Below are 12,335 nucleotides of genomic sequence, written 5' to 3' on the forward strand. Positions count from 1 at the left end.
ACCCGGCCCCCGCCCCCGCACGCGGCTACGGTGCGCCGAGATCACCGGCCGCAGACCGAGGAGTACCCCATGCCACGCAACGTCGTCGTCACCGGATCCGGCTCGGGAATCGGCGCCGCCCTCACCGCCATGCTCCGCGCCCGCGGCGACCGCGTCATCGGCGTCGACCTGCGCGGGGCCGACATCGAGGCCGACCTGTCCACCCCGGACGGCCGGGCCGCGGCCGCCGAGGGTGCCGTCGCGGCGGCCGGCGGCGCGGTGGACGCGGTCGTCACCTGCGCCGGCACCTCGGTGCCGGGGCCGGCGATGGTCACGGTGAACTACTTCGGCACCACCGAGTTCGTGACCGCCCTGCGTCCGGCCCTCGCCGCCTCCCCGCAGCCGCGGGCCGTCCTCATCGGCTCCATCTCCGGCACCCAGCCCCACGACGGCGACGTGGTCGCCGCCTGCCTCGCCGCCGACGAGCCCGCCGCCCTGGCCCACGCCGACCGGGCCGTCGCCGACGGACGCGCACGGCAGCTGTATCCGTCCTCCAAGGCGGCGCTCGCCCAGTGGGCGCGGCGCACCGCCGTCACCGACGGCTGGGCCGGCGCCGGCATCCCCCTGAACGTGGTGGCACCCGGCATCGTCCTCACCCCGATGAGCGCGGGCATCTTCGACGACCCGAAGATGAAGAAGGTCATGGACGAGGCGGTGCCCATGCCGCTCAACGGCTACCTCCAGCCAGAGGACGTGGCCCGCACCGTGCTCTTCCTCGCCGCCGAGGACAACAGCCACATCACCGGTCAGGTGCTCTACGTCGACGGCGGCGCCGAGACGGTGCTGCGCGGACCCGAGGACTTCTGAGCCACAGCGCCACAGCTCCGGCGTTCCTCGGCGTTCCTCACCACGGTGCCCCCGGCCGCACACCGCGACCGGGGGCACCCTCACACCCGGGTCAGACCCGCACCGCGCGCCGGACGACCTTCCCCGTCGCGTTCCGCGGCAGCGCGTCGGTGGTCAGCCGCCAGTGCTTCGGCACCTTGAAGTAGGCCAGCGCGCCCGCCGCGTACTCCCGCAGCTCCTCCTGAGTGACGGCCGCCCCGGGCCGGAGCACCACGACGGCGGCCACCTCCTGCCCGAGGTCGGGATGCGGCACACCCATCACCAGGCACTCCCTGACGGCCGGGTGTTCAGTCAGGACCGTCTCGATCTCCGCCGGATAGACGTTCTCACCGCCCCGGATGATGAGGTCCGAACGGCGCGTGCTGAGGTACAGCCGGCCCTCCCGCAGACAACCCAGGTCCCCGGTGCGCAGCCAGCGGTCCGCGTCGAAGGCGTTCGCGGTGGCCTCGGGATCACGCCAGTAGCCCCGCATGTTGTACATGCTGCGCGCCCACACCTCGCCCTCCTCGCCCTCGCCGAGGACCTCCCCGCCCGGCCCCCGGATCTCCAGCCGCACCCCGGTGACGGGCCGGCCCAGCGTGCCCGGCGCCACCGCCAGCTCCTGCGGGCTCGCCGCGGCCACCGCCGTACAGGACTCGGTCAGCCCGTAGCTGTCCACCAGCGAGTTCTTCGCGAACGGCAGCTCCTTGCGCAGCCGCTCCTTGAACTCCGTCGACGACGGCGCCGAGGCCAGGGCGAACGCCGTCAGCGACGACGTGTCGTACCGGTCGGCACCGCCGTGCTCCAGCAGCCGGTGCGCCATCGTCGGCACCGCGCCCCAGTTGGTGACGCGTTCCCGCTCGACCATGCCCAGGACCGCGTCGGCGTCGAAGGCGCCCTGGTGCAGCGCGATCCGGCTGCCCGTGGCCAGCCGCGGCACGGCCAGATTGTGCAGGCTCGCGATGTGGAACAGTGGCAGAGTGAGCAGGTAGACCCGGTCCTCGGGCGCCAGCGGGTCGCCGTACTCCCGCAGCAGGGCGTCGTTGAGACGGTGGTACTCCACGACGGCCAGCAGGTTGCGGTGGGTGTGCACGGCCCCCTTGGGACGCCCCGAGGTGCCGGAGGTGTACAGGATCACCGCCGGATCGTCCTCGGCGACGTCGGCGGACGGCAGCGGCGCGTCCGCGTGCGCGGTGAGGAAACGGCGGACGTCGTCCTCCAGCCACAGCACCGGCACCGGGCAGCCACTGAGCTTCGCCACCTGCTTCGCGTCGGCCACCACCAGCGCGGGCTCCGCGTTCTCCAGGCCGTACCCCGTCTCCCGCGCGGACCACCAGGCGTTGAAGCCGACCGCCACCGCGCCCAGCGACACCGTCGCCCAGAACGTCTGGATCCACTCCGGGGAGTTGGCGGCCGCGATGGCGACCCGGTCGCCCCGCGAGATCCCGTACTCCTCACTGAGCACCCGCGCCAGCGACGACACCCGGGCGGCGTGCTCGGCGAAGGTGAGGCGCTCGCGCGCGGTGACGACGTAGGTGCGGTCGCCGTACGCGACGGAGGCGTGCAGTACCTCGTGCAGGGCCCGCTGCCGGTGGGCGAAGACCGGCAGCCGGGTGCCCAGCACGTCGTCGTCGATGAGCTCGAACCGCCCGCCCGGAGCCGTGAGCCGGCCGGCTCGGTCGCGGGCGGCGGAGCGGTGGTCCGTGTCGCTGGGCATCGGGGGACTCCTGGTGCGTCGGGAACTCCACTGGTGATCGCGGTCGGGGCCAGTGTCGGCCGGGGAGCGGACGCGTTCCCGGCCGGTTCCGGTCACCGGGACACCGTGCCACGACGCCTGCGCGGCGAGAACCACCGGGCCGCACCGACGGGCCGCGCAACGCCGGGCTCCCGGTGAGTGGGATGCGTCACGTCGGCCGGATTTCGCCCGCCGTAGCGTCCCCCCACCCGATCCGGCCCCGGTTCGTCTCCGCTCCCGCCACCGGACACCTGGAGGACACCATGAAGCGAGCACCACGGGCGCGAGCCCGACTGGCCGCGGCCCTGGCCGCCGCGGCGCTGCTCACCTCCGCATGCGCCTCGCCCGACGACGCCGGCAGCGGCGAACAGAAGTCCGAACGCGGCCGCTACACCTTCGGCAAGGTCGGCAAGCAGCCCGGCGGGAGCGAGCCGGTCCGCGGCGGAACCCTGCACTTCGCCGACTACGCCGAGGCCCGCAGCCTCAGCCCCGCCGCGACCTACGCCACCGGTGCCTCCGGCGGCTCCGCGCTCGCCGCCGTCTACGACGTGCTGATGCGCTACGACACCGCCGCCAAGAAGTACGAACCGTGGCTGGCCGAATCGCTGCGGTCCACCGACGACGCCAAGACGTGGACGCTCAAGCTCCGCGACGGCGTCGAGTTCTCCGACGGCACCCCGCTGGACGCCGACGCCGTCGTCGGCAGCATCGAGTGGTACCAGGAGAACAGGGGCGCCGACACGGCCCTGCTCGCGCCCAACCTCGCGAAGATGGAGGCCACCGACGACTCCACCGTCGTCTTTACCCTCCGCAACTCCTGGGCCACCTTCCCCGCGATGCTCGCCCAGGCACCCGGCATGATCGTCGCGCCCGCCGCGTACGCCGGCAAGACGTTCGAGCCGATCGGCGCCGGACCGTTCACCCTGGGCACGTACGCGCCGCAGGAGGAGATGGTCCTCAAGGCGAACAAGAACTACTGGAAGGGCGAGCCGTACCTCGACGCCCTGCGCTTCACCTGGCCGCAGGCCGACCGCGCCAAGCTGGAGGCACTGAACGACGGCACGGCCGACGTGGTGTACATGCGCAGCCCGGACGTCGTCGACGACGCCGTGAAGGAAGGCCACCCCGGTGAGCTGACCCTCACCGGGCTCGGCAACATGGTCGTCATCAACACCCGCGAGGGCCGGCCCGGCGCCGACCTGCGCGTCCGCAAGGCCATGGCCCTGGCCCTCGACCCGGCCCTCGACACCGAACGCGCCTACGGCGGCAAGGGCCTGCCCGGCCAGGAGATCTTCCCGCCCGAATCGCGCTGGCACTCCGAGGTGAAGCCGATCGGCGTCGACCTCGACCGGGCCAGGAAACTGCTGGCCGAGGCCAAGAAGGACGGCTACGACGGCACCATCACCTACATGGACGGCACCGACCCCGTCTCCCGGGCCAAGGCCGTCGTCACCAAGGCGATGCTGGAACGGGTCGGCTTCAAGGTCGAACTCGACATGGTCTCCTCCATCGCCGACCGGACCGCGAAGACCTACGTCGAGCACGACTTCGACATCAGCCGCGGCGCGGCCAGCGTCTCCGAGAGCGACCCCTACCACCGCCTGCAGAGCGTCCTGAACTCCAAGAGCTACGGCAACCCCGGCGGCTACGCCAACCCCGACATGGACCGCCTCCTCGTCGAGTTGCAGGGCGCGCAGGGCGAGGCGGAGACCCAGCGGGTCCTCGACGACATCCAGAAGCTCTTCAACGAGGACGTCCCGCTCGTCAACCTCGGCGCCAGCGCCGCGTTCACCGCCTGGGGCGAGAACGTGCACGGCATCGTGCCGACCGACGAGTACATGGCCCTCTTCGGCGAGGCCTGGATCGGCAAGTGAAGCCCGCCGCCCTCGCCGCCGTCGGCCCGGCGGCACCGGGCAGATCTGGAGGAGAACCATGAGTCCCGCCGCGCTGCGCCGGCCGGCCCTTCGGGTGCTGGAACTCGTCGGCGTGCTGTTCATCGCGAGCATCGGGGTGTTCTCCCTGGTGGTCCTCATGCCCGGCGACCCGGCCGTCGACATCCTCGGCCCCGGCCGGGCACCCGCCGAGTACGCCGCGCTCCGCACGGAACTCGGCCTCGACGAGCCGCTGGTCAGCCGCTACTTCGACTGGCTGGGCGGCGTCCTCACCGGCGACCTGGGCCGGTCCGTCGTCCCGCCGCAGAGCGACGTCACCGACCGGGTGCTGTCCGCCCTGCCGGTCAGCCTCGAGATCGCGGCCCTCGGCCTGCTCATCGCCCTGCTGATCGCGGTGCCGCTGGCCATGTGGTCGGCGTACCGCGAAGGCTCGGTGGCCGACCGGATCATCGGCGCCGGTACCTTCGGGGTGCTGTCCGTGCCCAGCTTCCTCGCCGGGCTGCTGCTGATCCTCGTCCTGGTCAACTCGGCCGGCTGGTTCCCCCGCTCCGAGTGGGTGCGGATCGGCGACGGCGACCTGCCGGCCAACCTGCACCACGCCTTTCTGCCCGCCCTGACCGTCGCCCTCGCCGAACTCGCCATGTTCACCCGGGTCCTGCGCGGCGACCTCATCGTCACCCTCCGCGAGGACTACATCCTCGCCGCCCGCGCCAAGGGCATGAACCCGCTGCGCATCCTGTTCACCGACGCCCTGCGCCCCTCCTCGTTCTCCCTGGTCACCCTGCTCGGCCTGAGCCTCGGCCGGCTGATCGGCTCCACCGTCGTCGTCGAGTACCTCTTCTCGCTGCCCGGCATGGGGACCCTCATCGTCAACGCCGCCGGCCAGGGCGACTACCCGATGGTCCAGGGCGCCGTGCTCACCATCGCCGTGATCTACGTGGTGATCAACGCCGGCATCGACCTCTCCTACGGCTACCTCGACCCGAGGACGCGACGTGTCCATATCTGACATCGCCCCGCGCACGCGGACCGCCTTCCCGCCGCCCCTGCTCGTCGGCGCCGGCCTCACCGTCGTCGGCCTGGTCCTGCTGGTGTTCGGCGCGACCACACCCCAACTCGTCACGCCCGCCAAGGCCGCCGTCGCCCTCCTCGGCCTCGGCCTGCTGTTCGCCGGCGCCTCCCGGCTCGGCAAACTCTGGGCGGGCCCCGGCTTCGACGTCGTGTTCTGGTTCGGCGCCGGCTGGCTGCTGCTGCTCGGCCTCGCGATCCTGTGCGCGCCGTGGCTGCCGCTCGCCGAGGACCGCGACGTCGCGAGCACGGTCGCCGAACCCGTCTTCGCCACCCCCACGTTCACCGGCGCGCACCCGCTCGGCACCAACGCCTTCGGCCTCGACCTGCTCGCCAGGTCCCTCTACGGCGCCCGCTCCTCGCTGCTGATCTCCCTGTCCGCGGTCGCCCTCGGCACCGTGGTCGGCGGCGCGATCGGCATGGTCGCCGGCTACTTCCAGAAGTCCGTCGACCGGGCCGTGGGCATCGCGACCAACTCCCTGCTCGCCGTGCCCCCGCTGATCCTGCTCATCGCCCTCGCCACCGTCCTGGAGCCGCACCTGCGCAACGTCGCCTTCTCCCTGGCCCTGCTCACCGTCCCCGGCATGGTGCGCCTGGCCCGCGCCACCACCATGGCCTACGCCAACCGGGAGTTCGTCGTCGCCGCCCGCGCCATGGGCGCCACCCGCTCCCGCATCCTGCTGCGCGAGCTGCTGCCCAACGTGCTGCTGCCGGTGCTGTCCCTCGCCGTCGTGATGATCTCCGTGCTGATCGTCGCCGAGGCCTCCCTCAGCTTCCTCGGTCTCGGCATCCAGCCGCCGGAACCCACCTGGGGAAACATGATCGCCGAGGGGGAGGGCCAGGTCTTCGAGGAGCACCCGCACATCGTCCTCGTGCCCGGCGCCTTCCTCTTCCTCACCGTGTTCGCCTTCAACATCGTCGGCGAGAAGGCTCGCGGACGCTGGGACTCCCGGAGCGTGAAACTGTGACCCCGCCCGCGCTGCTCACCGCCACCGACGTACACACCGCCTTCCACACCCCCCGCGGACCCGTGCGGGCCGTCGACGGCGTGTCCCTCACCCTCGCCGAGGGCGAGACCCTCGGCATCGTCGGCGAGTCCGGCTCGGGCAAGTCCGTGCTCGGCCGCACCCTCATGGGGCTGATCACCGACGGCCCCGGCACCAGCGTGTCCGGCACGGTCCTCATCGGCGGCAAGGACGTCCACGCCCTGAGCCCCGCCGGGCGGCGCGCCCTGTGGGGGACCGACGTCGCCATGGTCTTCCAGGACCCGATGACCTCCCTCAACCCCGTCAAGAAGGTCGGCACCCACCTGACCGAGAGCCTCCGCCTGCACCTCGGTCTCAGCCGCGCCGACGCGGGCGAGCGGGCCGCCGACCTGCTCCGCCAGGTCGGCATCCCCGAACCGTCCCGACGGGCCGGGCAGTACCCGCACGAACTGTCCGGCGGCATGCGCCAGCGCGTCGTCATCGCCATGGCCCTCGCCTGCGGCCCCCGGCTCCTCATCGCCGACGAGCCGACCACCGCGCTCGACGTCACCGTGCAGAAGCAGATCCTGGACCTGCTGCGCTCCCTCACCGAGGAACTGCGCATGGCCACCGTCCTCATCAGCCACGACCTCGCCACCGTCGCCGGCCGCACCGACCGTGTCGCGGTGATGTACGCGGGCCGCCTCGTCGAGTACGCGGACACGGCCGCCGTCTTCGACCGCCCCCGGCACCCCTACAGCCGGGCGCTCATCGCCTCGATCCCGCGCCTCGATCTGCCCCCGCACACCCTGCTGCCCACCATCGAGGGCCGCCCGCCCAACCTGCTGCACCCGCCCGCCGGATGCCGCTTCGCCCCGCGCTGCGACACCGCCACCGACCGCTGTGCCACCGAGGCCCCGCCGCTCACCGGATACGCCGTTGACCGCGACAGTGGGGGAGTCGTCGCCTGCCACCACCCCTTGGACGCCACCGAGGAGGCGACCGTATGACCACCGTCCAGGACGCCGCCGCCCTGACGGCGCGGGACCTCGTCGTGGAGTTCCCGGCCGGCCGCGGGCAGAAGGTGCACGCCGTCTCCGGCGTCTCCCTCCAGGTCGCGGCGGGCGAAACCCTCGGCATCCTCGGCGAGTCCGGCTGCGGCAAGTCCACCGTCGGCCGCTCCCTGATCCAGCTGCCGCCGCCCGACTCCGGCACCGTGAGCCTCGGCGACGTCACCCTCACCGGGCTCGCCCCGCGCGAACTGCGCCGCGCCCGCGCCCGGATGCAGATCATCATGCAGGACCCGGTCTCCGCTCTGAACCCCCGCCGCAGGGTGAAGGACCTGGTGTGGGAGGGCCCGTCGATCTGGGGCGACGGCGGCGACACGCGCGACAAGGACACCCGCGTCGACGCCGCCCTGCGCGACGTCGGCCTCGACCCCGCGACCGTACGGGACCGCAGACCGCACGAACTCTCCGGCGGACAGTGCCAGCGGGTCTGCGTCGCCCGCGCCCTCATGCTCGACCCCGAGGTGCTGATCTGCGACGAACCCGTCTCCAGCCTGGACGTGTCGGTCCAGGCGCAGATCCTCAACCTGCTGGAGACGACGGCCCGTCGGCGCTCGCTGAGCATGGTCTTCATCGCGCACGACGTGTCCGTGGTGAAGAACATCAGCGACCGCGTGATGGTGATGTACCTCGGGAAGGTCTGCGAGGTACTGCCCTCCGACGACATGCAGCACGAGGCCGCCCACCCTTACACGCGGCTGCTGCTCGCCTCCCTCCCCGAGGCACAGCTCGGCCCCGCCACACCCGAAGCCGCCGCCGGCGACACCCCGGCGGCCGAACTGCCCTCACCCCTGAACCCGCCGTCGGGCTGCCGCTTCCGCACCCGATGTCCGCTGGCCACCGAACGGTGCGCCGCCGAGGAGCCCGCCCAGCGGGAGATCCGCCCCGGCCACCGGATCGCCTGCCACCACGCCGAACCGAGGAGGAACACCCCGTGACCACCAGCGAGACCCCCGCCGCCGCGCAGAGCCCCGCCACCCCTCAGACCCCGGCCGCCCCCGACGTGCTGGCCCCCGCCAAGCTGGGCCCCGTCGAACTGCGCAACCGCGTCATCAAGGCCGCCACCTACGAGGGCCTCAGCCACAAGTCCCTGGTCACCAAGGACCTCGTCGACTTCCACGTCGCCTACGCGCGAGGCGGCGTCGGCATGACCACCGTCGCCTACTGCGCCGTCGCCAAGGAGGGCCGCACCGACCGCCACCAGATCCACTGGACCGGCGAGGCGATGCCCGGCCTGCGGGCCCTCACCGACGCCGTGCACGCCGAGGGCGCCGCGGTCTCGGCCCAGATCGGCCACGGCGGCCCCGTCGCCAACCCCAAGGGCAACGGCGCACCCGCCCTCTCCCCGTCCCGGCACTTCCACGCCACCACCCTGTCCTTCGCCCAGGAGGCGACCCTCGCCGACATCGACCGCATCACCGAGGCCCACGCCCAGGCCACCCGCCGCGCGATCGAGGCCGGCTTCGACGCCGTCGAGGTCCACCTCGGTCACAACTACCTGGCCAGCTCCTTCCTCAGCCCCCGCGTCAACCACCGCACCGACGCCTACGGCGGCAGCCTGGCCAACCGCGCCCGGTTCGCCCGCGAGATCATGCGGGCCGTCCGCGACGCGGCCGGCGGGCGCATCGCCGTCATCGCGAAGATGAACATGGACGACGGCGTCCCCGGCGGCTTCTGGCTCGACGAGGCCATCCCGGTGGCCCAGTGGCTCGAACAGGACGGCACCGTCGACGCCCTGGAGATGACCGCGGGCAGCTCCCTGCTCAACCCCATGTACCTCTTCAAGGGCGACGCACCGCTCAAGGAGTTCGCCGCGATCATGCCGCAGCCGATCAAGCTCGGCGTCCAGACGGTCGGCAAGCGGTTCCTGCGCAGCTACCCCTACCGGGACGCCTACCTCCTGGAGGACGCCCGGCAGATCCGCGCCGCCGTGAAGCTGCCGATGATCCTGCTCGGCGGCATCACCGACAAACCCGTGATGGACCTCGCCATGCGCGAGGGCTTCGAGTTCGTCGCCATGGCCCGGGCCCTGCTGCGCGAGCCCGACCTGGTCAACCGCCTGCGGGAGGACGCCGCCACGCCGTCCCTGTGCATCCACTGCAACAAGTGCATGCCGACCAACTTCACCGGCACCCGCTGCGTCCTGGTCGACCGCGGCACCACCCGCCGCGAGACCTGGGGCAAGCCCGCCGGGTACGTGGCATGAGGGGCCCCGACGTACGTGGCGTGAAGGGCCCCGACGCGGTCGCCACGGCCGCCGCCGTCCGGAACGGTGAGAGCGACGCCCGCACCGTCACCGAGCAGGCCGTCGCCCGCATCGAGAAGCTGAACCCCGCACTCAACGCGGTGATCCACACCCGGTTCGACGCCGCCCTCGCCGACGTGGCCGCCGGCCTGCCCGACGGCCCGCTGCACGGCGTGCCCATGCTGGTCAAGGACCTCGGCACCGAGGTCGAGGGCCTGCCCGCGACCGGCGGCAGCCGCCTCTTCGCAGCCACCACGGCCCGCCGCGACAGCGAACTGGTCGCCCGCTACCGCCGCGCCGGCGCCGTCGTCCTCGGCACCACCAACACACCCGAGCTGGGCCTCAACGCCTCCACCGAACCGGCCCTCTTCGGACCGACCCGCAATCCCTGGAGCGCCGCGCACTCACCGGGCGGCTCCAGCGGCGGCTCGGCGGCGGCGGTGGCGGCCGGCCTGGTCCCGGTCGCGCACGCCAGCGACGGCGGCGGCTCCATCCGCATACCGGCGGCGGCCTGCGGGCTCTTCGGCCTCAAGCCCAGCCGTGGCCGCGTCTCACCGGCACCCCGGCCCACCACCCTGTCCGGCCTGGTCTCCGGACACCACGCCGTCACCACCACCGTCCGCGACAGCGCGCTGCTCCTCGACGTCGCCGCCGGACCGCTGCCCGGCGACGCGTACGCCGCGCCCCAGCCGGAAGCACCCTTCGCCGACCTCGCCCGCCGCGACCCGGGCCGGCTGCGGATCGGCCTGCTCACCTGCCTCCCGGACGGCCCCGACGTGCACCCGGACTGCGCCGGAGCCGCACGCGCCGCCGCCCTGCTGTGCGAACGCCTCGGCCACGAGGTCGTCGAGACCACCGCCCGCTACCGGCCCGCCGACGTCGGCCGCACCTCGGGCGTACTGATGGGCGCCGACCTCGTCGCACAGATCGACGCCCGCCTCGCCACCCTCGGCAGACCCCTGGCCGACGACGACCTGGAGCCCTTCACCCGCCTCCTCCACGAGACCTACCGGGCACTGCCCGCCGCCGACGTCAGCCGCGCGCTGCGCCGGGCCCAGGAGATCGGCTGGGAGGTCGGCACCGCGTTCCGCGAGGTCGACGTACTGCTCAGCCCGACGCTCGCACAGCCGACACCCCCGCTCGGCACCCTGGACACGTCCGACCCGGAGTCGATCTACCGGCACGCCTCCGTGTACTCCGCCTTCACCAGCGTCCACAACGTCACCGGGATGCCGGCGATGTCCGTCCCCTTCGGCCACGACACCCAGGGCCTGCCGCTCGGCGTCCAGTTCGCCGCGCCCCTCGGCGGGGAGGGAGTGCTGCTCGCCCTCGCGGCGCAGCTGGAGGAGGCGGCGCCCTGGGAACTCCCGCCCCCCACCCGCGACCAGTGGCCGTAGGCTGATCGGCGAAGATGGCTGGGTCAGCCACAACTGCCGGTGAGGGGTGTCCGTTCCACATGGCTCCGTCCGCCTCGGTTCCGAGGCCGCCCACGATCACGGACGTCGCACGCGTCGCAGGGGTCTCCCGTACGACCGTGTCGCACGCCCTCAACGGGCTGGGCAAGGTCGACCCCCGCACGCGCGAGCGCATCCGGCAGGTCGCGACGGAGCTCGGTTACCGGCCCAATCTGCGGGCGCAGCGGCTGCGGCGCGGGCAGGCGAAGGCCATCGCGCTCGCCTCCTCGATGCCGTTCGCCGTGGCGGGCGGGCCGTCCCGGCTCGGGTTCTACATGGAGGTCGCCGCCGCCGCCGCGGAGAGCGCCCTGCTCCACGACTACGCACTCGTGCTCGTGCCGCCCGTGCAGTCGGGCTCGGCGCTGTACTCCGTCGACATCGACGGGGCCATCGTGGTCGAACCGGACGTCGAGGACGCGGCCGCCGCCCAACTGCGCGAGCGCGGACTGCCGTACGTGGCGCTCGGCCGGCCCGTGTCGCCCGAGGAGGACGCCCCGTACGTCGACCTGCGCGGCCACCTGGTCGCGGACCTGCTCCTGGACCACCTGCGCGAGCAGGGCGCCGTCCGTCCGGCGCTGATCGTGGGCGCCGGCTCCCGGCACTCGTCCGTGGAGGCGGTCGCCGCCTACGAGGCGCACGCGAAGGAGCACGGCTGGCCGCCGGTCGTGACGAGGGTGCCGGAGTCGGGCGGTGAGCAGGCCGGGTACGAGTGCTGCGCCGCCCTGCTCGCCGAGCACCCCGGCACCGACGCCGTCTGCGCGCTGGTCGACGCCTTCGCGGTGGGCGCCGTCCGGGCGATCCGCGACAGCGGGCGTGCCGTACCGGACGATGTCATGGTCGTCACCCGCTACGACGGCCTGCGCGCCCGCACCTGCGAACCACCGCTCACGGCCGTCGACCTGCACCTGGACCGCGCGGCGTCGGACGCCGTGGAACTGCTGCTGGGACGGCTGCGCGGGGACACCGCCGCACCCTCGGTGGCGGTGTCACCCGAGCCACGGGTGATCGCCCGCGCGTCGTCGCTGCGTACCGCCCGGGCCTGAAC

10 protein-coding genes are annotated in these 12,335 nt (G+C 73.1%); 9 read left to right on the forward strand and 1 reads right to left on the reverse strand.

Going from position 1 to position 12,335, the window contains the following annotated elements:
- Positions 1 to 69 precede the first annotated feature (69 nt).
- Positions 70 to 846 carry an SDR family oxidoreductase gene (locus tag AMK11_RS16575; protein ID WP_073727746.1) on the forward strand — a complete coding sequence of 259 codons (777 nt, stop codon included), beginning with the start codon at positions 70 to 72 and terminating at the stop codon, positions 844 to 846.
- A 91-nt stretch (positions 847 to 937) separates the two neighbouring features.
- Here the strand turns inward: AMK11_RS16575 and AMK11_RS16580 are convergent, their stop codons facing one another.
- Positions 938 to 2,581, reverse strand: coding sequence for a class I adenylate-forming enzyme family protein (locus AMK11_RS16580; RefSeq protein WP_073727748.1), 1,644 nt, complete (start codon positions 2,579 to 2,581; stop codon positions 938 to 940).
- Positions 2,582 to 2,862: 281 nt separating this feature from the next.
- Here AMK11_RS16580 and AMK11_RS16585 point away from each other — a divergent pair, with 281 nt between their 5' ends.
- Genes AMK11_RS16585 through AMK11_RS16620 form a run of 8 tightly spaced genes read left to right on the forward strand, consistent with a single transcriptional unit; the run spans position 2,863 to position 12,333 of the window.
- Positions 2,863 to 4,473 (forward strand): ABC transporter substrate-binding protein, encoded by a 1,611-nt coding sequence (locus tag AMK11_RS16585; protein WP_073727976.1) that lies wholly within the window; start codon positions 2,863 to 2,865, stop codon positions 4,471 to 4,473.
- Between the two features lie 58 nt (positions 4,474 to 4,531).
- Positions 4,532 to 5,500, forward strand: coding sequence for an ABC transporter permease (locus AMK11_RS16590; protein WP_073727750.1), 969 nt, complete (start codon positions 4,532 to 4,534; stop codon positions 5,498 to 5,500).
- Complete coding sequence (locus AMK11_RS16595) at positions 5,487 to 6,527, forward strand: ABC transporter permease (RefSeq protein ID WP_241846993.1); 1,041 nt, start codon at positions 5,487 to 5,489, stop codon at positions 6,525 to 6,527. The genes AMK11_RS16590 and AMK11_RS16595 overlap by 14 nt, the downstream gene beginning before the upstream one ends.
- The gene (locus AMK11_RS16600; protein ID WP_079187478.1) at positions 6,524 to 7,534 is read left to right on the forward strand and encodes an ABC transporter ATP-binding protein; all 1,011 of its coding nucleotides are present in this window, start codon (positions 6,524 to 6,526) and stop codon (positions 7,532 to 7,534) included. Before AMK11_RS16595 ends, AMK11_RS16600 begins: the two co-directional genes overlap by 4 nt.
- Entirely contained in the window at positions 7,531 to 8,529 is a 999-nt protein-coding gene (locus AMK11_RS16605) for an oligopeptide/dipeptide ABC transporter ATP-binding protein (protein WP_073727752.1), read from the forward strand. The genes AMK11_RS16600 and AMK11_RS16605 overlap by 4 nt, the downstream gene beginning before the upstream one ends.
- Positions 8,526 to 9,797 (forward strand): NADH:flavin oxidoreductase, encoded by a 1,272-nt coding sequence (locus AMK11_RS16610; protein ID WP_073727754.1) that lies wholly within the window; start codon positions 8,526 to 8,528, stop codon positions 9,795 to 9,797. The genes AMK11_RS16605 and AMK11_RS16610 overlap by 4 nt, the downstream gene beginning before the upstream one ends.
- Positions 9,794 to 11,233, forward strand: a complete 1,440-nt coding sequence (locus tag AMK11_RS16615; protein ID WP_073727756.1) for an amidase — start codon at positions 9,794 to 9,796, stop codon at positions 11,231 to 11,233. The genes AMK11_RS16610 and AMK11_RS16615 overlap by 4 nt, the downstream gene beginning before the upstream one ends.
- Before the next feature lie 59 nt (positions 11,234 to 11,292).
- On the forward strand, positions 11,293 to 12,333 hold the full coding sequence (locus AMK11_RS16620; protein ID WP_073727758.1) for a LacI family DNA-binding transcriptional regulator: 1,041 nt from the start codon (positions 11,293 to 11,295) through the stop codon (positions 12,331 to 12,333).
- The last annotated feature ends 2 nt before the right edge of the window (positions 12,334 to 12,335 follow it).

Origin of the sequence: Streptomyces sp. CB02414, assembly GCF_001905385.1 — a bacterium.
Taxonomy (GTDB): domain Bacteria; phylum Actinomycetota; class Actinomycetes; order Streptomycetales; family Streptomycetaceae; genus Streptomyces.

Excerpts from the sequence above, each read along its gene's own strand:
- AMK11_RS16575 (WP_073727746.1), top strand. The coding sequence starts at position 70 with ATGCCACGCAACGTCGTCGTCACCGGATCCGGCTCGGGAATCGGCGCC.
- AMK11_RS16580 (WP_073727748.1), bottom strand. The coding sequence starts at position 2,581 with ATGCCCAGCGACACGGACCACCGCTCCGCCGCCCGCGACCGAGCCGGC.
- AMK11_RS16585 (WP_073727976.1), top strand. The coding sequence starts at position 2,863 with ATGAAGCGAGCACCACGGGCGCGAGCCCGACTGGCCGCGGCCCTGGCC.
- AMK11_RS16590 (WP_073727750.1), top strand. The coding sequence starts at position 4,532 with ATGAGTCCCGCCGCGCTGCGCCGGCCGGCCCTTCGGGTGCTGGAACTC.
- AMK11_RS16605 (WP_073727752.1), top strand. The coding sequence starts at position 7,531 with ATGACCACCGTCCAGGACGCCGCCGCCCTGACGGCGCGGGACCTCGTC.
- AMK11_RS16615 (WP_073727756.1), top strand. The coding sequence starts at position 9,794 with ATGAGGGGCCCCGACGTACGTGGCGTGAAGGGCCCCGACGCGGTCGCC.
- AMK11_RS16620 (WP_073727758.1), top strand. The coding sequence starts at position 11,293 with ATGGCTCCGTCCGCCTCGGTTCCGAGGCCGCCCACGATCACGGACGTC.